This window comes from Paenibacillus cremeus, assembly GCF_007786445.1.
Lineage (GTDB): Bacteria > Bacillota > Bacilli > Paenibacillales > NBRC-103111 > Paenibacillus_G > Paenibacillus_G cremeus.
Window position 1 is genome coordinate 17,922 of record NZ_VNJI01000021.1, and the last position, 18,291, is coordinate 36,212.

Consider the following 18,291-nt stretch of genomic DNA (forward strand, 5'->3'; position numbering starts at 1 on the left):
AGCTACTCCCCCTTGAAGTTCGGGTCGCGTTTCTCTCGAAAGGCTTGCAGCCCCTCCAGTCGATCCTTCGTTGGGATGGTGACTTTATAGGCCTGCCGCTCGATTCCAAGTCCAGCGCTTAGACGCTCGCTCAAGCCTTGATTGATCGCCAGCTTGGCCTGAGCGACCGCAATCGGAGCATTGCGGGCGATGCGCCCCGCCACCTCGAGCGCTTGATCCAGCACAGAACGACCGGCCGGGGCCACCTGCTCCACGAGTCCGATCTGCAGCGCCTCCTCTGCCTCCACTCGCCTGGCGGTAAAAATCAGCTCCTTCGCCCGCCCTACACCAATCAACCTCGGCAAACGTTGCGTCCCGCCAGCCCCCGGGATGATGCCTAGGGCCGTCTCTGTCAGGCCCACCTTCGCCGTCTCGGCCATGATGCGAAGATCGCAGGCCAGCGCCAGCTCCAGCCCACCGCCGAAGGCTGCGCCGTTGATCGCAGCGATGACCGGCATCGGGAGCGCCTCCACGGCATTCACCGTCGCGCGAATAAGCGCTACAGCCTCGCGCACCTCCGACTCGTTCATCGTAAAGCGCTCCTTCAAATCCGCCCCCGCGCAGAACGACGACCCCGCTCCCGTGATCACCACACAACGCACCGACGCATCGGCACGGCACTCGGCAAGCGACGCTTGAAGCTCCGACAGCAGCTGCATGCTGAGCGCATTGGCTGCCTGCGGCCGGTTCAAGGCGATCACCGCCACTCCTTGCTCGTTCACGGAGCGCAAAACCAGCTGATCCATCTTTTTCACCTTTTACCCTAGGATTTGACTTGCGATGACCATACGCTGCACCTCCGAGGTGCCTTCCCCGATCTCCAGCAGCTTGGCGTCCCGCATGAAGCGCTCCACCTCGTACTCCCGCATATAGCCGTACCCGCCGTGAATTTGCACCGCCTGATCGCACACCCGCACGCACATTTCCGAAGCGAACAATTTGGCCATCGCCGCTTCTTTTTTGAACGAGCGACCCTGATCCTTGAGCCATGCCGCCTTATACACCATGGTTCGGGCCACTTCAATATTCATCGCCATATCCGCCAGCTTGAACTGAATGGCCTGAAAAGCGGACAGCGCACGCCCAAACTGCTTGCGCTGCTTGGCGTAGCGGAGCGATTTTTCATAGGCGCCCTGCGCAATCCCGACCGCCATTGCACCGATGCCGATGCGGCCTCCGTCCAGCACCGCCAAAAACTGCTTATACCCTTGACCCTCGGTTCCCAGAAGGTTTTCTTGGGGCACGCGCACTTGATCCATCACCAGCTCGGTCGTGTTGGAGGCGTGGAGTCCCATTTTTTCATAATGGTCGAGCACGCTAAAACCAGGCGCCGCCGTCGGCACGATAAACGCGCTGATGCCGTTCGTCCCTTTGGACCGGTCGGTGACGGCCGTGAGCACCAGATTATGCGCGTAGCTGGCGTTGGTAATAAAGCATTTGGAGCCGGTGATGACCCACTCCTCCCCGTCCAGCACTGCCGTCGTGCGGGTCCCTCCCGCGTCCGAACCGGCCTCCGGCTCGGTCAGCCCGAAGGCGCCCAAATACTCGCCACGGCACAACGGAGCTAGGTAGCTGATCTTCTGCGCCTCCGTCCCGAAGAGATGCAGAGGCGCGCCGCCCAGCGAAATATGCGCGGAGTACGTAATGCCGGTGGATGCGCAGACGCGGCTCAGCTCCTCCACCACGATCGCGAAGCTGACGGTATCCGCACCGCCACCTCCGTAGGCCTCCGGGAACGGCAGCCCCATAAGCTCCAGCTTGGCCAGCTGGTCGAAAATATCCCTCGGAAACGCCCCCGTCCGATCCCGCTCGATCGCGCCAGGCGCCACCTCATGCACGGCAAAATCACGAATTAAGTCGCGGATCATCGACTGCTCTTGCGTATAATCGAACTGCATCGCTCCACCGCCTTTCTACGTGGCACTTGGTGATTTAGAGGCAGGCATCAACTCATCCTCCAATTCGATTTCAAGCCGCATCAGCGCGGATGCATAGCATTTGCCTAAGTTATCCAGCCTCAGGGTGGCTGAACCGCCGCCGCCGAGCGCCCCACGGCACACCAAATTCATCGCCAAGAGCCCCGGCACCTCATACCGCGTCACTTCCCCCAGCACCATCCCGGCAAAATGAGCCTTCACCCGCTCCACCGTCACTTCCTGAAGCAGCACCTGGTACAGCGCCTCGCTAGGGGCAAAAACCGCGATGTTGACCGTGTTCCCCTTGTCGCCTGAGCGCGCCTGCACAATATGCCGAAGCTGAACCCGACCCATAGGCTACACCTCCAAAACGCTCACTTGAACCCCGCTTTCCACGATCTCGCGCGGCACGAGAGTCGACCACATGCCCAGCAGCTCGCGCGGCTTCAGCATGCCTAAGAATCCGCCCAACGCCGGAGGGCCACTTAGCATTAAGGGCGGGAACAAGCGTCCAAGCTTCGCAGCCTCCTGCTGGCTCTCCGTCCGTACCGCGATCCGCAAAAACACCTCATTCAGCTCTTCCCCCGGCGGCTCTGCGAGCGGCCCATGCAGTGAATTATAGCCGAGGAAATCCGTCTGAATGTCCTGCACCTGCAGTCCCGCCCTTGCAATCTGCTTCCGAATAATGCGGTCGGCCGTCTGCGCCTTGGCCAAGGCGTCGGGCCAGGCGTAGCCGCAGATGGCCTGCCCGAGCCAGCCGTCGGCATAGCCCATGACCACCTTGAGCTGGTCAGGACGCTTCATCCCGCGTGCGCCGGTTACGCGCACGCGGTTCTCGCCGGCGTCCTCCAGGCGCACGGCCGTCACGTCCAGCACGACATCCGGCGTCCGATACGCCGACGGATCATGGATCTCGTACAGCAGCTGCTCCTTGACCGTGTTAACGGAAACAAGACCGCCGGTGCCTTCCGTTTTTGTCAGGAAAAATTCGCCGTCGGCTCGCATTTCCGCCACCGGAAAGCCGATCCGGTCCAGCTCCTCTACAGACTGCCAATCCCCGCTAAAGTTGCCGCCGGTCACCTGCCCGGAGCACTCCATCAGATGCCCCATCAGAATGCCTTGCGCCAGCTCATCCCAATCCTCTTGACCCCACCCGAATTCATACACCAGCGGAGCCAGGAACAGCGCGGAATCCGTTGTCCTCCCGGTGACGATTACATCGGCCCCTTGCCTCAGCGCCTCGACTACGGGAGCGCTTCCGAGATACGCGTTAGCGAACACCATGCGATCCATGACCGTTTCCACGTCTCTGCCGTCTTCCATATGCTGAAGGGTGACCCCTTGCTGCTTCCACGCTTCCAATTGGCTTCGAACGTCATCGCCCGTGACCACCGCTACCTTTAAGCCTTCGATACCAAGCTGCCGGGCAACCCGCAGTACCTCTTGCTGGGCCCCCAGCGGGTTCATGCCTCCGGCATTCGTTAAAATTTTCATGCCCTTGGCCTTCACGATCGGAAGCAGCTCTCTCATCGTACGTGTGATGTCCGCTGTATATCCCTTGGCGGGGTCCCGCTGCCGGTCCTTTTGCAAAATCGCCAGCGTCAATTCCGCCAAACAGTCAAAGACGAGATACTGGACGTTGCCGTGCTTCGCCGTTTCGATGGCAGGCTCCAGGGCGTCCCCATAAAATCCTTGTCCTGCTCCTATGCGAATCGTCTTCATGCCATCCCCCTCCCGCTGCTGAGGCTATCTGTATTAACATATGAGTTTGGCTCACGGGTTTATTACTTGGCTGAAGGAGGAAGCGTGTTCCAGCCTCTGAAACGGCATGGCAAAAAAGCCCGCCTGAGGACTTTACTGATCCTCAAGCGGGCTAATCTGCTAACGATGAACTTTCTACTTCCTAGTCAAAGAAGCCCATGTGCTTTCGAGCCACGACTCAAACTGGTCACCCTTGTCGCCTTCGTACGCGTCATAAATATCTAGTCGCATCTTCTGCAGCTTCTCTTTGAACTCGGCAAACGTATGTTCATCGGGCAAGCTTTTTTTGATCCGCACCAGCACTTTGTTAACGCCCTTAATTAACTCGCCTTTTTTTCTCGCCGGCAGCTGAATATCCTCGCCCAAAGCTCGGAGCTTGCGAAACGCCGCCTCTTGAATCGGATACACTGTATCGTTCATCAGACGATGCTTAAGCACATCAATCGTTTGCGGGGTGTTCCACTTCCCCAGCTCCTCAACCGCGGTCAAGCGCTCTCTCCAGCTCGACGTCCGGTTGGCGGCCGTTTTTAGCTGCTCATAATTATCAGGCAGTTCATGATTCATTTACTTGATCCCATCCCTTGTTTAAAATAATCCATGGCATTTATCCCTCGGACTTATTGCTTTTCGCACTGCTGGCAGTCGACGCCGCATCTGTTTGTTTGGTTCCTTTGCTTTTATACGGCTTGGGGGCGTTCTTAGCCCGGTTGGCACTGGCTTGCCAGCGGTTCCACCCCTTTTTGTCGGTTCCTCTGCCTGTCCCGCCTTTGCCCTTGGCCTTGCTCATCCCAATCACTCCATTTACTCCACCGAGCTTAAACTTTCTGTAACGTTATCATAAATCGGCACCGATTTCCACTTCAGGGGCGGTTAAGGGTATAATGACTGCAATAAAAACTTTGCGACAAAAAGGACTGAAGCTCGTGACCCTACTCCTGATTCTCATTCTACTGGCCGCGTTCGCGGTCCTGTTTACGGCGAGCTATCGCCCCTTCGGAAAAGCGCCCTCCGCAGAGCAGCGTGAGAAGTACCGGCAGTACGCCAACTATGAGGGAGGAAAATTTCAGAATCAGATCCCTACCAAGAGAGGCTTGAAGCCGGCAGAGACGGTGAAAGTGATGTTTGAATATGCGAAAAGCGATCCGAAGCGCAAGCCGCCGGGGCCCCTCGTCATGGATCGCTATGTGCCCGGGCAAACCGGGGAATCGCACGTCGTCTGGTTTGGCCACTCCGCTCTGCTGGTGAAGATCGCAGGCCTGACGCTGCTGCTGGATCCGATGCTGGGCAAGGTGCCTTCTCCCTTCCCGATGATCGGCGGGGCCCGCTACAGCAAGCAGCCCCCGATCGACCTGGATCAGCTGCCGGAGATCGACGCGGTCATCTACTCGCATGATCATTACGATCATCTCGATTACGGTTCCGTTCAGAAGCTTAAAGACCGGGTTCGGCGCTTTATTGTCCCGCTGGGCGTCGGGCCGCATTTGGAGCGCTGGGGCGTACCGAAGTCGTCCATCGAAGAGCACGGCTGGGGCGACGAGTTCGAATACGCAGGCTTGAAGCTGGCGTGTACGCCGGCCAGACATTTTTCGGGACGCGGCACGACGGGGTCCAACTCTACGTTGTGGTGCTCCTGGGTGATCGACGGCGGGAATGAGAAGCTGTTTTTCAGCGGGGACAGCGGGTATGGGCCGCATTTTCGCGAGATTGGCGAGACGTATGGTCCCTTCGACCTGACCTTAATGGAGTGCGGCCAGTATGACGAGCGCTGGTCGGGCATTCATATGCTGCCTGAAGAGACGGTTCAGGCTCATCTGGACGTAAAAGGCGAGCGCATGATCCCGATTCACTGGGCCGCCTTCACATTGTCGCTCCACGAGTGGGACGATCCTGTGGAACGAGCCAGCCGAGCGGCCAAAGAACGCGGAGTGACCATCGTCACGCCGCGCCTCGGCGAGCCCGTCCCGATCCGCTCGACCGATGCCGCCACTTCCTCCTCTGCCTGGTGGAGAGACCCGCAGTGAGCAAAAAAACGCCGGAGATGTCATGTCCGGCGTTTTTTGCTGCTTTTTCTCGCTTAACGGGTCTCTAGCAGCTTCGTCAGATGGCTCGGATTCCCCGTTTTGGCCCACATGAGAAAATGATAACGGTTGTGAATGATGGCAGGATTTTGGGTGGAGAGGAGCGGCTTCTTGGCGCTGGCTTTTTTCATCGCAAGATCACCTCGGCTTATCGATTGGATTGGGATAATATTCTTATTGTTACCAATCTAGCAATCTATTAAACCTCTCTCTATTAAAAAATCCCAGCTTATTCGGGTGTCTTACGCCCTACCCATTCCAGCAAAGCCGGATAGGCTGCCCGGGCATCGGCGTAGCCCTGCTTGTACAAGGCGTCCAGCTTGTCCTTGTTGCGCTCGATCCGGCCGACGGAGAGCGGCACCTGCGGCTGAATGACGAACACCGCCCCGTCACGGGCCTGCTGTTCAATATATGCCGAGGTCTCATTATAGAGCTCATGGCGCTGCTGCATGACCCGAATCAGCTGCGGATAGGCATGATACGCACGCCTCAGCATCCAGGTGAATCGATTTGGCTTTTTGCGGTAGCCTGCATTTCGCGTTAGGATGGCGACATTACGCTTGAACCCGTCCCGCTCTGCCTGGCGAACCGGAATCGGATCGGAAATGCCGCCATCGAGCAGCTCCTTCCCCCCGTACTCCACAATCGGCGCGATAAACGGCAGCGAACTGGAGGCGCGCATGACCGTCAGTGCATCAAAGTCCGGGTCCTGCTTGGAAAAATAAACCGGCTGCCCTGTAGCGCAATCCGTCGTTCCGATCACGAACCTCTCTTTTGCCTGCCGGAACGCTTCAAAGTCAAAGGGCACCAGCCGGTTCGGAACTTCATCGAACAAAAAGTCCATGCCGAACAGCTGCCGCTTCTCCCACCAATTCCGCAAGGAAACGTAGCGCGGATCTACGGTGTACTCGACATTCACGATATGGTTGCGCCCCCGCTGCCTGGAGACGTAGCTCGCCGCATTGCACGCTCCGGCCGAAACGCCGATGATATATGGAAAATAGAGCTCCTGCTCGGCAAAAAACTCCAACACGCCCGCCGTATATACGCCCCGCATGCCTCCGCCTTCCAGCACGAGTCCAATGGAATCCATCTGCCCTCACTCCTTGATAATTCGTTATATTGCTTTAGTATAGCACACGGAGCTGCGCGCAATCGAAAGCCCATGCTTTAATGTCGGATGACAAGAACATTGTCCGAATGTCGACACATAAAAACTAGCTGCTGAACGAAAGGGCAGGATAGTTGAGCAATACTAACAAAATAATTAGGGCTGCGTTATAGGCGTTCGATCCTTATCCCCCGGGTGGTGGGGAGAGGGTGAAGATGTTAGTTCATCTACAAATATAGTTCTCCGCGCTGTCTGTTCCGGCAAGTTTTCGATCACAGCAAAAAAAGGCCCACTGTTCAAGGTTGGCCAAGTCGTCTTTTTCAAACTAGTATGGGCACGTCCGCAAACCGGATAGGGGTTCATGTAAGTGAAGCGTGGCTGTGCAAAATCACAATTCGACGGAGTGCGATGCTCAGGTTGTTTGGCAAGGTGGCGTAGCTCTAGTCCCTCGCCCTCACAGTCAATTCTTTAGAATCAATCACCAAACCGGCTGATTGAATATAGTCAAAACCAATAATGCCGTCAATCTCTATTCCATAGTTCATTTCTCCAATTTCCACTTCAAAGCCTTCCAGGGTTGCTTCCCCTGCCTGCACAAAGTCAAACTGCTTGGAGTACACGACCTCGACTCCGCCCACGCCTCTGATTTTATTCAAAAAGTCCCCCGGCTCAATTTTAACACCGATGGCATCCACTACATCTGCGCTGAAAATAGTCCCTGCCGAACCTGTATCAAGCAACACATTTCTCAAATTCACCACGATAACAAATGACCACTTCAATAAAAGGTAATCCGTACTTCATATCCATTTTCATCTCGGGCCCCGTACCCCCGCCCATTTCTCTCGAAGCCTGAGCGTTTCGCGAGATGTGTGAAAAAAGCCGTATTCCCGGTAAGGCTGTGCCCGATGCAGCTCATAGTATCGTTTCATGGCAACAGACGAATCTTCAAAGCGATCAAGGACTGCCACCTCGTCGATAAGCCAGTATCCATCCTCTGAATGAGACTTTAATGCCTCACATACAATCCACTCTTCAGGAAATTGTTCACGAACCTCTTCCCAGCGCATCCTGGTCACCTCCAGAAACCTTACTTGTAACTACTCTCAGTATAGCATAAGCCTGAACAAGGATGTACATGTCCGAGTGGACAAGGGTCATCCGACAGTTAACGCCTATCGGCGGATGGCACGGCCGTCGTGCTGCCGACGAACAAATCGCTCTGGATGCGGATATGCTCGAACGGCAGCGTCGGATTGGCAATGCGCCAGAGCATGCGGTCGGCGGCGCGGTACCCGGTCTCGCAGATTGGAAGCAGCGGCCTTGTGAACAACGGCAGCGACTCCGGCTGCTCGTTCAAGAAGCCAATCAGGGACACGTCCTCCGGCACGCGCCAGCCGAGCTCCTGGCACAAGCGATAAACGATCGGCACCTCATCGTTGATGCCGCAAATCATCGCACTTGGCTTATAGCACTCCAGCTGCTGCATCAGCTGCTCCTGCCACGGTCGATTCCTCCGCTGTCCGATCGAATGTATGCCGGGGTCTACCTCGGCGCCGAACCGGTCCATCGCATAGCCAAATGCCTGCCAGCGCAAAATAAAGCCCCGCTGCTGATGAATATCCCCCACATACATGATTCGTCGATGTCCCAGACTGAACAAATAAGCGACCGCCTGATACGCCGCTTCGTACACGTCCCAGATGACGCTGTCTATTTTGACCCCGGGGGGTGGAAAATTAAGCAAAATCCGCGGCTGCTGAAGCCGAAACAGATGTGGCTCCCACGTCTCAGGCACGATGCTCGGCGCAATGAAGATGCCGTCGGCGTACGCAAGCCCGCTGTCCTCGAGCCACGCCTCCATGTGCTGCTCCTTGATCTCCCTCGGCAGCATAAGCAGCTCGATCTGGTGGCCGAAGGCGATGAACCGGTCCTGAAGCCCTTGCAGCAGGAGCCGGTGAAAGGCGAGCCCCTCCTGTGTTTGCACCAGCACAAAGCGCAGCCGCTTGGTCGGATATGGCGCAATGTAGTCGAGCTTCAAGCTGCGGATCTGATCGGAGGTGTAGTAGCCCAGCTCCTCCGCTGTTTGGACGATCCGCTGGCGGGTCGCTTCGGACATGCCAGGCTTGCCTTTTAGCGCCTTCGATACCGTTTGTACCGTTACCCCCAGCGTTTTGGCAATCGTTTTGAGCGTCACTTCTTTTCGTATCGGCATCTTCCTTCGGCTCCCCCCGTCTTTGCAGCTGTCTGTTCATCGTACCACGCGCGGTTTTTTAGTTAAACAAAAATTAAACTAGTTCCTCTCAGGCCGGATTCTATAATAAAAGGTAAAGGTATTCCTACATCATTCTCGGGAGGAATTTAACATGGTTAAGCAAACGATTACAATCCCGTCTCAAGCGCTTCCTGTCAGCTATACGCCGGACGTTGTCGTCGTTGGAGGCGGCGCCTCCGGCGTAGCGGCGGCGATGGCTGCAGCCCGCAATGGAGCGAGCACCCTGCTCATCGAGCAGCGAGGCTACCTGGGAGGCATGGGAACCGCTGCCCTTGTCCCCGCCTTCTGTCCGTATACCGACGGGGAAAAGCCCGTCATTCGGGGGATTGGGCTGGATTTGCTGGAAAAGATGAAGCAGGCGGCTGGGGAAGGCTTTTTGAAGCAGTATAAGGAGCAGCTTGATTGGGTGCCGATTGACGTGGAGACGCTGAAGCGCGTCTATGATGAGGCCGTGCTGGCCAGCGGCGCTCAAGTGCTGTTCCATACGGTGGCTGATCAAGTGCTGCTGGAAGGCGACCGCATCAGCGGGCTGATCATTAGCAACAAGTCGGGCCGCTCCGTCGTACAGGCGAAGCTGTACATCGACGCCTCGGGTGATGCCGATCTGGCGGCGCTCGCCGGTGTTCCGTTCCAGGTGGGCGGAGAGCAAGGCGAACTGCAGCCGGGGACGATGTGCTATGTGGTGACCGGTGCGGACAAAGCCCGGTTCTACCAGTTCCTCGAAGAAACGGGCGAGCACAAGCAACTGGAGCAAACGGTCGTAAAGGCGCAGCAAAACGGCGACCTTCCAGAGGGCCGCAAGCGCATTTCGGGCATGGCGTGGATCTCTGACTCCGTGGTCGGCTTTAACTTCGGCCATATTTTCGGCATCGACGGGACGAAGGCGGAGGACTTGACCCGCGCCGCCATCGAGGGCCGCAAGCTGATTGATACGCAGATCCGGTTCTTGCGCAAGTATGTACCGGGCTTTGAACACATTCATCTCGTGCATTCCGGCGACCAGATCGGCATTCGCGAAACGCGCCGTATTCAAGGGGACTACACGCTTGTCGTGGAGGACTTCCTCTCGATGCGCACGTTCGAGGACGATATCGCCCGCAATTCGTATTTCATCGACATTCATTTGGCGAACGCGACCAGCACGATGACGATTAAGCACCTGCCAAAAGGACAGTCGCACGGCGTCCCTTATCGCTGCATGCTGCCGGTGGGCAAATCGAACCTGATCGTCGCCGGACGCTCCGTCTCGTCCGACCGCCCGGTGCAGGGGTCGCTGCGCGTCATGCCGAACTGCTTCGCCATGGGCGAGGCGGCCGGCGTAGCCGCTGCCATGGCTAGCGCCGCTGGCCTGGCGGGCTTCCGCGAGGTGCCGATTGCTGAGCTGCAGCGCAATCTGATCGCGCAGGGCGCATGGCTTGGCGAGCAGCCGGGCAAAGCCTATGTCGCCGCAGCGGTGGGCAGCGTCACTTTTGAGGATGAATGCAAGTAAGGGGGCATCGCCTTTGGAAAGCCGAAGCAGATGGGAAGGAAAAGGCTGGGGCACGCTCGGGGACAGCATTACGGCGGCGGGTGGCTATCAGCCGCTCGTCCAGGCCGCTCTGGGCTTCTCCGAGGTGATCAACTATGCGGTGAGCGGCTGCCCGATGACAGCCGGAGGGGATCGGGATTATGGAGCCACGACACATGTCGGCCGAACGATTGCCGAGTACTTGGACTGCGTGACCGTGTTTGCGGGGGTGAACGATTTTCGCCTCGATAAGCCGATTGGCGACATTGGTATGACGGACATTCACACGTTCTATGGCGCCTATCGCGGGATGATTGAGCATATTCTAACGCGCAACCCGCGCTGCCGCCTCAGTCTATGGACCCCGCTTCACCGGGATAAGGACGGCTACGATATTTTTTATACGAATGCCGCTGGACATCGGTTAAGCGATTATGTCGAGGCGATTATCGGCTTAGGCCGCATGTATGCGCTGCCTGTGCTGGATCTGTACGCGCTCAGCGGGCTGAACAAGCTCACACTGCCGCATTTTACTTCCGATGGCCTGCATCCGAACGAGGCCGGACATCGGCGAATCGCGGATGTAGCGATTCCGTTTTTGGCTGGGCTGTAGGCTTGTTACAAAAAAAGGTGGCGCAGGGAATCTCCCCGCTCCACCTTCTTTGCCTTACTCAAACTTCCTCAGCCGCATAAATTGTTAATGGATTTAAGGAAGTGAACCATAACAACCTGATGAAAATTAGGGCAATAATTTTGGTACGCATGACACCCTCTCCTGCTCCTTGTTATTTCCCTCTGCAATTCCGGTTTCCATTATAGTAAAATGCTCCCTCTGCGTATACTAGTTTATTAGTTCAGCGGGCGATAGGCTATAATGCGCGCGAAAAAATGACCTCCGAATCCATGATTCGGGGGTCATTTTATTTGGCCCGCTATAGGCTCAGCGCCACCTTACCTCCACCCTGCTAAACAGCTTGACCTGTCCTAGCAAGCCATAAGGCTACGCGTGCGAATCGACCAGGGCACCGAATCAGGATACAGCGCTTTCAATTGTGAGAGCACCGTCAGCAGTTCATCGAATGTGCGGGGCACCGGAAGGTGATGCTTTTCCGGCAAATCCATCCGGATGACGGGACCAAAGCCATTCTTTGCTTCATTCCGGGCGATTGCAGGAAATCCATACAGCTCCCCGTCTACCGTGAGCCGCCTCAAGTTGGGAATCGCATCCCACTGCTTCTTGAAGTTCGGCATCAGTCCCCGATTCATATAGCCCATGAGCGGCAGCAAAGCTCCCGTAGAAGCAAAATCGTTCACATCCTGCTTCTCGATCTGGAGAATGTCCGGCAGATGGTTCGTCGCCAGCAGTGTCTTCTTCTCCGCATAGTTGATTGCCGGGATCGGCTCATAGTCCAGCTTCACATTCAGCTGTCGTTCAATTTCCTGTTGAATGGGCGAGCCGTTAGTCACCTTCTGGCTTGGGGCTTCAAAGCGAACATGACCTTCACCGTGCGCTTCTTGCCCGCTGCAGCGGTGGACCCTGCCGTTACCCCGCTGTCACAGCCGGAGACCGGCAGCACAAGCAGAGCCGTGATTGCATATAGGAACAGCGAATGGGTTCAATTAGTTTAGTCTTGTATGAGCTGACTTCGACTCGCATTCATTTTCCAGATCATGTACCATAGATAGCGCTAGGCACTACGACAGGCACGGGGGTACGAGGGATGAAACCGCGCGTATTTTTATTCAAGCAGGCCATCGGCAATTTAAAAATCAAGCATAAGGTGTTCGCCCTGATCTCGATTGTGACGGCCGTCTGCTTCCTGATTACCTATTTTTCGCTGCAATACGCTTATTCCATCTACGACAACCAGCTGTACTCGAGGTCGTCCCAGCTGCTGAACCTGTCGGCCAGCGGTATCGAAAATGAGCTGAAACGGCTGGACAAGCTGAGCTTTCAAATTGCGACCGATCAGCAGATTCAAGATTTGCTGGTTTCTCTGACAGCGGAGACGCCGGAATTCGAGAAGTACAAGATCCGCTCCTACATTACCGATAAGCTGGTAACGTACACGGGCTACGAAAAAAATATATATTCCATTGAAATTTCCGACCAGCTGGACGGCCTGTCCATGTCGGGAAATTCGCTGAAGACCTCCACCGCCAGGAGGCAGCAAATATTGACGGAGTCGGCCCCAGGGCAGGGTGAAACGAGATGGATTTATCCGGATACGGAGGACCCGTACCTCATCGCGGCCCGTGAGATCCGCTCGTACACCAACTTGAATTTGAACCGACTTGGCACGTTGACCGTCCGGATCCGGATCGATAAAATCGTCGAGGACGTCGTCGCGGGAACCGAGCTGAAGAACGGCGAGATGCGCATCGTCTCCGGCACGCATATGATTTATCCCGCTCATCTCGGGTCAACTCCTGGACAAGATCCGAAGCAAAACCAGAATATGCGTCTCCCTGCCGCGGAAGAATTAAAGAATGGCTATCTGGTCAAACAGGTCGGGAATCAGCAATATTTTATCACGCGCATTCAATCGGGCTATTTGGGGTGGAGCTACGATAGTCTCATCCCGTACGATCAAATTTTCCACCGCATCATTTGGATGAAAAATATATTGCTCATCGGCTTTATTTTCAGCGTGCTGGTGCTGATGGCCGTCGCCATCCAATTCGCCCGGAGCATCACGCGGCCCATCGAGGATTTGATCGGACTCATGAGGCAAGTGCAGAAAGGGGATTTCCGCCAGGCGGAGACGGAAACGGCCGACTTGCCCTCCCTCCCAATGGATGAGATCGGTCTGCTCAATCGCACCTTCCGGCACATGCTCCGGCGGATCAACGAGCTCATCACCGAGAACTATGCCAAGCAATTGACGATCAAAGAGACGCAATTCAAGGCGCTGCAGGCGCAGATTAACCCGCACTTTTTATATAACACACTGGATTCCATCAACTGGCTAGCCAAAACAAATCGGCAGCCGCAAATCTCTAGCATGGTGGAGGCGCTCGGCTTTTTGCTGAGGAGCTCGATCAGTCTGAAGGAGACGCTCATCACCGTGGGCGAGGAGCTCGACATCGTCTCGAACTACCTGACGATTCAAAAGTACCGGTTCGACGACCGGCTGGTCTTTGAGCTCGATGTCCCCGAGGACGTGAAAAGGCTGCGGATGCCGAAGCTGATGCTCCAGCCGCTGCTCGAAAATTCGATTCATTACGGGCTGGAGTCGATGCTCGGGACTTGCATCATTGCCATTCGAACGAAACGGGAGCCCGGACGTGTCTTAATCACGGTGGAGGATAACGGGCCGGGGATGGATGCCCAGCTGCTTGATCAAGTACGCAAAGGGACGGCGCCGACCCGCGGAAGCGGCATTGGCCTCAAAAATATCGAAGAACGACTCATGCTCGCCTTCGGCAGCGCTTACGGGCTGCACGTGGACAGCATCGCCGGACAAGGCACCCGTGTCACCCTCATCATACCGGACGAAACGGAGAATTCTTATGTATAAAGTACTGCTTGTAGACGATGAACGCATTATTTTGGACGGCATATCGGCCATAGTCGATTGGGAGTCGGCAGGCACCGTCCTGCACGGAACGGCCAGGAATGGGATTGAAGCCTATGAGCTGGTTATGCAGGACCCGCCGGATATTATCATCAGCGATATTAAAATGCCGGGCATGGACGGCCTGGAGCTGGCGGCCAAAGTCTCCCAGAGCCACCCGAATTTGAAGCTCGTGCTCCTCTCCGGCTTCAGCGAATTTGAATACGCACAGAGGGCCATGCACTATGGCGTCCGGCATTACCTGCTCAAGCCGAGCAACGAGAATAAAATCGCCGAAGTGCTGCAGGAGCTCGTGGCCGAGCTGGACGCCGAGCAGGAACGGCAGAAGTTCGTGCAAGGCATGCGCTACGGGCTGGAGAAAGTGCTGCCCCATGTCAAAGAACAGTTCCTGAAGGAATTCGTCACTAACAAAACCTACGGCAACCACGATTGGGAATATTACAGCAGCCTGTTTAAGCTGGATCTGGAAAACCGGAAGGTGCGGCTTTTGCTCTTTCGTTTGGAGCCGCCGTTTGAATTCGAGCATATGTTTGCGGTCAAAAATATTGCCGAGGAGCTCTTGGGCGCCACGGTGCTTAGTGCTACGGTCGGGGAAAATGTGCTGATCGTGGCAGAGGATGCGGAGGAAAGCACGCTGGTGGAGCGCATTGACCAGATCCGCACCACGTTTATGCGCTACTACCGGATTGATCTGACCATCGCCATGAGTGAGGCGGATGAGTTTCTTCGTGCCCGCCATCTGTATAAGCAAACCCTGGAATGCTTGAACCACCGGTTTTACCTCGAGGAGGGCGGGCTCATTACTGTACAGGACCTTGCGGTAACGGAGAGTCATGAGGAAGCCGAGGAGTTTCAATTCGACCACGAAAACATGCTGCTGCAGATTAAGGCCGGAGATCACGAAGAGGCCTGTCTGGATATCGACCGCTTCTTCGAACGCATGGCCGATCTGCGGCTGGACCTCCCGACGGCCAAGTCGTATGTCATCGAGCTCTTCATGGCCATCATCCGGTTGGAGGATAAAGATGAAGTCGGGCGCAGCATGGATAAGCTGGTGGCGCTCACGGCCATGGATACGAGGCAGGCGCTGCAGTCGTTTTGTAAGGAAACAGCCATCCGTATCGCGCTCAGCTGCTATGAGGAAACGAAGAGCAAGCATTCGGCTATCGTTCAGAAGATGAAGGACATCGTACGCGAGCACTTGAGCAATCCGGAGCTGTCGTTGAACTGGGTCGCTCACCAAATGCTGTACATGAACTCCGATTATTTGGGAAAGTTGTTTAAGAAGGAGACCGAGGAAAAATTTTCAGGCTATGTGATGAAAGAGCGGATCTCCAAGGCCACGGAGCTGATTGAGCAGCGCGGCGATATTAAAATTTTCGAGCTTGCAGAGCAGCTAGGTTTTGGCGATAATCCCCAGTATTTCAGCCAAGTGTTCAAAAAATATACCGGCCTCACCCCCTCGGAATTTATGAAGTCCAACAGTTAATCGGTTTTTTAAACAAAGAGCACTGTTTTTTTGATTTTCTTTCTTCTTCAAAAAATGAATAATTACATTTTGTAAGCACGTTGAAATCGGTTACAGCGTAGAGCTCATTTTACTACAAAAGGGGGATTTACAATGAAGAAAGCATTAACAACCATCTTGTCGCTCTCGCTTCTGCTGACGGCAGCAGGCTGCGGAAGCGCGAAGGACAACACCAAGCAGCCGGAAGCCACGGGAGGAGCTAAAACGGGAAGTAACGAACCCGTAACACTCCGCATCGCCTGGTGGGGCGGACAAGCAAGACATGATTACACGCTGAAAGTCATCGATATGTACCAGAAGGCACATCCGAATGTGAAAATCGAAGCGGAATACGCCGCTTTTGACGACTATTGGAAGAAGCTCGCTCCTCAGGCAGCAGCGAACAGCCTTCCGGATGTCATCCAAATGGATATGTCCTACATCAGCCAATTCGGTGGCCGAGGCCAGCTGGAAGACCTGCGCCCTTACACTAAAAACGGCGTAATCGATGTCAGCTCCGTCAACCCGAATACACTCGCTAGCGGCGAAGTGGGTGGCAACCTGTATCAAATCACGCTGGGCGTCAATGCGCTTGGTGTAACGGCGGATCCGGAAGTGCTGAAGAAAGCAGGAGCTTCCATGCCGTCCAAAGACTGGACATGGGACGATCTTGATGCCCTTGGCGCGAAGCTGAAAGCCAATGGCAAGCTGCTGGCGGATTATTTGCGTTACGAAGTATTCTTTAACTACTATCTGCGCACTGTAGATCAAAAGTTGTACAATGCAGAAGGTACTGCACTCGGGTACAACGACGACAAACCGTTCATCGACTACTTCAAGCGCTACCAAAAGATGTATGACGCCGGCTACTTGCTCAGCTTGGACAAGCTGGCTCAGAAGAAGCTGACACCGGAAGATGATGAGATGGTGCTTGGCAACTCGTTCGGCTCATTCCAATGGTCTAACCAATATGTCGCTTGGACTGCAGCAGCGAAGCGTCCTACTGAGCTGATTCCTCCTCCAGGACCGAACAGCAAAAAAGGTTTGTTCCTGAAGCCAAGTATGGGCTTCTCCATCACGAAGAATTCGAAGCAAAAAGAAGAAGCGGCGAAGTTCATTAACTTCTTCGTGAATGACATCGAAGCCAACAAGCTGATCAAAGGCGAACGCGGCGTGCCGATTTCGTCCAAAATGAAGGATGCGCTGAAGCCGACCTTGTCGCCGGAAGATGCGAAGGTATTCGATTATATCGCATGGGCGGAAGCCAACAGCAGCCCGATCGACCCGCCGAACCCAATCGGTTCGACTGAAGTGGAGAAGCTTCTGAAGGACCTCAGCGAGCAAATACTGTATAAGAAAATTAGCGTAGAGGATGCTGCGGCGAAATTCCGTAAGGATGCCAATGCGATTCTGGCTAAAAATAGGAAATAAATGTAAATAAAAAGAAGCATTAACAGAACCTAGGTTCTGTTGATGCTTCTTTATTTACAGCAGGTTCTGCGGCAGTAATCGGTATTTTGAACAAAATGAACGGTTTTTTAAATTCCGAAGATTGTCGAAAAATAATACTATAGAGACAACGGCAAACCATAAGGCAAAGGAGTTGGAATGGATGAAAGAAAAGTTTTGGGACAAAGACAATGTGGTAGGATATATATTCAGCGCTCCGTTTATTATCGGATTTTTGATCTTCACCCTGTTTCCAATCTTGTCCTCCCTGTACTATTCGTTCACGGAATACAACCTGATGGAGGCTCCGCGCTTCATCGGAACGGACAACTACGTGAAGCTGTTTACGGATGATGATAAGTTTTGGAAATCGTTGCAGGTCACCTTCACTTATGTTATCGCCAGCGTACCGCTAAGACTAGCCTTCGCGCTGATCGTAGCGATGCTGCTGAACAAAGCGATCCGCGGGGTCGGGATCTACAGATCTGCTTATTACTTGCCATCCTTGCTGGGCGGGAGCGTAGCGGTCTCGATCATGTGGACACAAATTTTCGGAGATCAGGGGCTTCTGAACTCCGCGCTGGGACTGATCGGCATCCATAGCACAACGTCATGGATCGGCAGCCCGGGAACCGCATTATGGACACTTATTGCACTTTCCGTATGGCAGTTCGGCTCCTCGATGCTGATCTTCCTAGCGGGGCTTAAGAACATCCCTGCGTCGCTTTACGAAGCGGCAAGTGTGGACGGAGCCAGCGGCTGGCGCCAATTTTTCCAGATCACGCTGCCTCTGCTTAGCCCGATCATTCTGTTCAACATGATCATGCAGACGATTAGTGCGTTTATGACCTTCACCCCGGCTTACATTATTTCCAGAGGCGAAGGCGGACCGCTCGATAACACCTTGCTGTATTCACTTTACTTGTACCGCAGAGCGTTCGTATTCTTCGAAATGGGTTATGCTTCGGCAATGGCCTGGGTTATGCTGATTTTAATCGGAATCATCACCTTGATCCTGTTTAAATCTTCTAATCTGTGGGTTCATTACGAAACGAAGGGAGAGAAATAAC

General features: G+C 54.9%; 20 protein-coding genes. 8 read left to right on the forward strand and 12 right to left on the reverse strand.

The genetic code is table 11. The features are described from left to right. Window positions 1-2: 2 nt before the first annotated feature. The 6 genes from FPZ49_RS17345 to FPZ49_RS17370 all read right to left on the reverse strand — a co-directional run bounded on the left by FPZ49_RS17345 (window position 3) and on the right by FPZ49_RS17370 (window position 4,503). A complete protein-coding gene (locus FPZ49_RS17345; RefSeq protein ID WP_144849194.1) occupies window positions 3-785 on the reverse strand; it encodes an enoyl-CoA hydratase in 783 nt (260 codons plus the stop codon). Between the two features lie 12 nt (window positions 786-797). Beyond that, window positions 798-1,937 carry an acyl-CoA dehydrogenase gene (locus tag FPZ49_RS17350; RefSeq protein WP_144849196.1) on the reverse strand — a complete coding sequence of 380 codons (1,140 nt, stop codon included), beginning with the start codon at window positions 1,935-1,937 and terminating at the stop codon, window positions 798-800. Between the two features lie 15 nt (window positions 1,938-1,952). Continuing rightward, window positions 1,953-2,309: an AtuA-related protein gene (locus FPZ49_RS17355; RefSeq protein ID WP_144849199.1), complete on the reverse strand. Its 357-nt coding sequence runs from the start codon at window positions 2,307-2,309 to the stop codon at window positions 1,953-1,955. Between the two features lie 3 nt (window positions 2,310-2,312). Next, a complete protein-coding gene (locus FPZ49_RS17360) occupies window positions 2,313-3,677 on the reverse strand; it encodes an acyclic terpene utilization AtuA family protein (RefSeq protein WP_144849202.1) in 1,365 nt (454 codons plus the stop codon). Between the two features lie 174 nt (window positions 3,678-3,851). Then, entirely contained in the window at window positions 3,852-4,280 is a 429-nt protein-coding gene (locus FPZ49_RS17365) for a HEAT repeat domain-containing protein (RefSeq protein ID WP_144849204.1), read from the reverse strand. A 40-nt stretch (window positions 4,281-4,320) separates the two neighbouring features. Then, the gene (locus tag FPZ49_RS17370; RefSeq protein ID WP_144849208.1) at window positions 4,321-4,503 is read right to left on the reverse strand and encodes a DUF3934 family protein; all 183 of its coding nucleotides are present in this window, start codon (window positions 4,501-4,503) and stop codon (window positions 4,321-4,323) included. A gap of 94 nt (window positions 4,504-4,597) precedes the next feature. Here FPZ49_RS17370 and FPZ49_RS17375 point away from each other — a divergent pair, with 94 nt between their 5' ends. Beyond that, a complete protein-coding gene (locus FPZ49_RS17375) occupies window positions 4,598-5,737 on the forward strand; it encodes an MBL fold metallo-hydrolase (protein ID WP_144849211.1) in 1,140 nt (379 codons plus the stop codon). 53 nt (window positions 5,738-5,790) lie between these two features. Here the strand turns inward: FPZ49_RS17375 and FPZ49_RS36810 are convergent, their stop codons facing one another. The 5 genes from FPZ49_RS36810 to FPZ49_RS17395 form a co-directional block, all read right to left on the reverse strand. Then, window positions 5,791-5,925 (reverse strand): hypothetical protein, encoded by a 135-nt coding sequence (locus FPZ49_RS36810; RefSeq protein ID WP_261381461.1) that lies wholly within the window; start codon window positions 5,923-5,925, stop codon window positions 5,791-5,793. A 98-nt stretch (window positions 5,926-6,023) separates the two neighbouring features. Next, window positions 6,024-6,887, reverse strand: coding sequence for a patatin-like phospholipase family protein (locus tag FPZ49_RS17380; protein WP_144849214.1), 864 nt, complete (start codon window positions 6,885-6,887; stop codon window positions 6,024-6,026). Window positions 6,888-7,345: 458 nt separating this feature from the next. Next, window positions 7,346-7,687, reverse strand: a complete 342-nt coding sequence (locus FPZ49_RS17385) for a retropepsin-like aspartic protease (RefSeq protein ID WP_261381462.1) — start codon at window positions 7,685-7,687, stop codon at window positions 7,346-7,348. A gap of 30 nt (window positions 7,688-7,717) precedes the next feature. Continuing rightward, window positions 7,718-7,975 (reverse strand): hypothetical protein, encoded by a 258-nt coding sequence (locus FPZ49_RS17390; RefSeq protein WP_144849217.1) that lies wholly within the window; start codon window positions 7,973-7,975, stop codon window positions 7,718-7,720. A 98-nt stretch (window positions 7,976-8,073) separates the two neighbouring features. Continuing rightward, on the reverse strand, window positions 8,074-9,120 hold the full coding sequence (locus FPZ49_RS17395; RefSeq protein WP_144849220.1) for a LacI family DNA-binding transcriptional regulator: 1,047 nt from the start codon (window positions 9,118-9,120) through the stop codon (window positions 8,074-8,076). Between the two features lie 151 nt (window positions 9,121-9,271). Between FPZ49_RS17395 and FPZ49_RS17400 the strand changes: the two genes are divergently transcribed. Then, the gene (locus tag FPZ49_RS17400; protein WP_144849223.1) at window positions 9,272-10,669 is read left to right on the forward strand and encodes an FAD-dependent oxidoreductase; all 1,398 of its coding nucleotides are present in this window, start codon (window positions 9,272-9,274) and stop codon (window positions 10,667-10,669) included. A gap of 13 nt (window positions 10,670-10,682) precedes the next feature. Next, the gene (locus FPZ49_RS17405) at window positions 10,683-11,300 is read left to right on the forward strand and encodes an SGNH/GDSL hydrolase family protein (RefSeq protein ID WP_186445882.1); all 618 of its coding nucleotides are present in this window, start codon (window positions 10,683-10,685) and stop codon (window positions 11,298-11,300) included. 371 nt (window positions 11,301-11,671) lie between these two features. Here FPZ49_RS17405 and FPZ49_RS17410 read toward each other — a convergent pair whose 3' ends face one another. Next, complete coding sequence (locus tag FPZ49_RS17410) at window positions 11,672-12,154, reverse strand: hypothetical protein (protein WP_144849229.1); 483 nt, start codon at window positions 12,152-12,154, stop codon at window positions 11,672-11,674. A gap of 27 nt (window positions 12,155-12,181) precedes the next feature. Here FPZ49_RS17410 and FPZ49_RS36815 point away from each other — a divergent pair, with 27 nt between their 5' ends. The 5 genes from FPZ49_RS36815 (at window position 12,182) to FPZ49_RS17430 (ending at window position 18,290) form a co-directional block, all read left to right on the forward strand. Beyond that, window positions 12,182-12,316: a hypothetical protein gene (locus tag FPZ49_RS36815; RefSeq protein ID WP_261381463.1), complete on the forward strand. Its 135-nt coding sequence runs from the start codon at window positions 12,182-12,184 to the stop codon at window positions 12,314-12,316. 92 nt (window positions 12,317-12,408) lie between these two features. Beyond that, entirely contained in the window at window positions 12,409-14,208 is a 1,800-nt protein-coding gene (locus FPZ49_RS17415; protein WP_144849232.1) for a cache domain-containing sensor histidine kinase, read from the forward strand. After that, window positions 14,201-15,754 carry a response regulator gene (locus tag FPZ49_RS17420; protein WP_144849235.1) on the forward strand — a complete coding sequence of 518 codons (1,554 nt, stop codon included), beginning with the start codon at window positions 14,201-14,203 and terminating at the stop codon, window positions 15,752-15,754. Before FPZ49_RS17415 ends, FPZ49_RS17420 begins: the two co-directional genes overlap by 8 nt. 132 nt (window positions 15,755-15,886) lie before the next feature. Then, complete coding sequence (locus tag FPZ49_RS17425; RefSeq protein WP_144849238.1) at window positions 15,887-17,203, forward strand: ABC transporter substrate-binding protein; 1,317 nt, start codon at window positions 15,887-15,889, stop codon at window positions 17,201-17,203. Between the two features lie 181 nt (window positions 17,204-17,384). Next, window positions 17,385-18,290, forward strand: coding sequence for a carbohydrate ABC transporter permease (locus FPZ49_RS17430; RefSeq protein ID WP_144849241.1), 906 nt, complete (start codon window positions 17,385-17,387; stop codon window positions 18,288-18,290). Window position 18,291: the final 1 nt, after the last annotated feature.

Coding starts and splice junctions, on each gene's coding strand:
- FPZ49_RS17345 (WP_144849194.1), bottom strand. CDS start 785: ATGGATCAGCTGGTTTTGCGCTCCGTGAACGAGCAAGGAGTGGCGGTG.
- FPZ49_RS17350 (WP_144849196.1), bottom strand. CDS start 1,937: ATGCAGTTCGATTATACGCAAGAGCAGTCGATGATCCGCGACTTAATT.
- FPZ49_RS17355 (WP_144849199.1), bottom strand. CDS start 2,309: ATGGGTCGGGTTCAGCTTCGGCATATTGTGCAGGCGCGCTCAGGCGAC.
- FPZ49_RS17360 (WP_144849202.1), bottom strand. CDS start 3,677: ATGAAGACGATTCGCATAGGAGCAGGACAAGGATTTTATGGGGACGCC.
- FPZ49_RS17365 (WP_144849204.1), bottom strand. CDS start 4,280: ATGAATCATGAACTGCCTGATAATTATGAGCAGCTAAAAACGGCCGCC.
- FPZ49_RS17370 (WP_144849208.1), bottom strand. CDS start 4,503: ATGAGCAAGGCCAAGGGCAAAGGCGGGACAGGCAGAGGAACCGACAAA.
- FPZ49_RS17375 (WP_144849211.1), top strand. CDS start 4,598: ATGACTGCAATAAAAACTTTGCGACAAAAAGGACTGAAGCTCGTGACC.
- FPZ49_RS36810 (WP_261381461.1), bottom strand. CDS start 5,925: ATGAAAAAAGCCAGCGCCAAGAAGCCGCTCCTCTCCACCCAAAATCCT.
- FPZ49_RS17380 (WP_144849214.1), bottom strand. CDS start 6,887: ATGGATTCCATTGGACTCGTGCTGGAAGGCGGAGGCATGCGGGGCGTA.
- FPZ49_RS17390 (WP_144849217.1), bottom strand. CDS start 7,975: ATGCGCTGGGAAGAGGTTCGTGAACAATTTCCTGAAGAGTGGATTGTA.
- FPZ49_RS17395 (WP_144849220.1), bottom strand. CDS start 9,120: ATGCCGATACGAAAAGAAGTGACGCTCAAAACGATTGCCAAAACGCTG.
- FPZ49_RS17400 (WP_144849223.1), top strand. CDS start 9,272: ATGGTTAAGCAAACGATTACAATCCCGTCTCAAGCGCTTCCTGTCAGC.
- FPZ49_RS36815 (WP_261381463.1), top strand. CDS start 12,182: ATGACCTTCACCGTGCGCTTCTTGCCCGCTGCAGCGGTGGACCCTGCC.
- FPZ49_RS17415 (WP_144849232.1), top strand. CDS start 12,409: ATGAAACCGCGCGTATTTTTATTCAAGCAGGCCATCGGCAATTTAAAA.
- FPZ49_RS17420 (WP_144849235.1), top strand. CDS start 14,201: ATGTATAAAGTACTGCTTGTAGACGATGAACGCATTATTTTGGACGGC.
- FPZ49_RS17425 (WP_144849238.1), top strand. CDS start 15,887: ATGAAGAAAGCATTAACAACCATCTTGTCGCTCTCGCTTCTGCTGACG.
- FPZ49_RS17430 (WP_144849241.1), top strand. CDS start 17,385: ATGAAAGAAAAGTTTTGGGACAAAGACAATGTGGTAGGATATATATTC.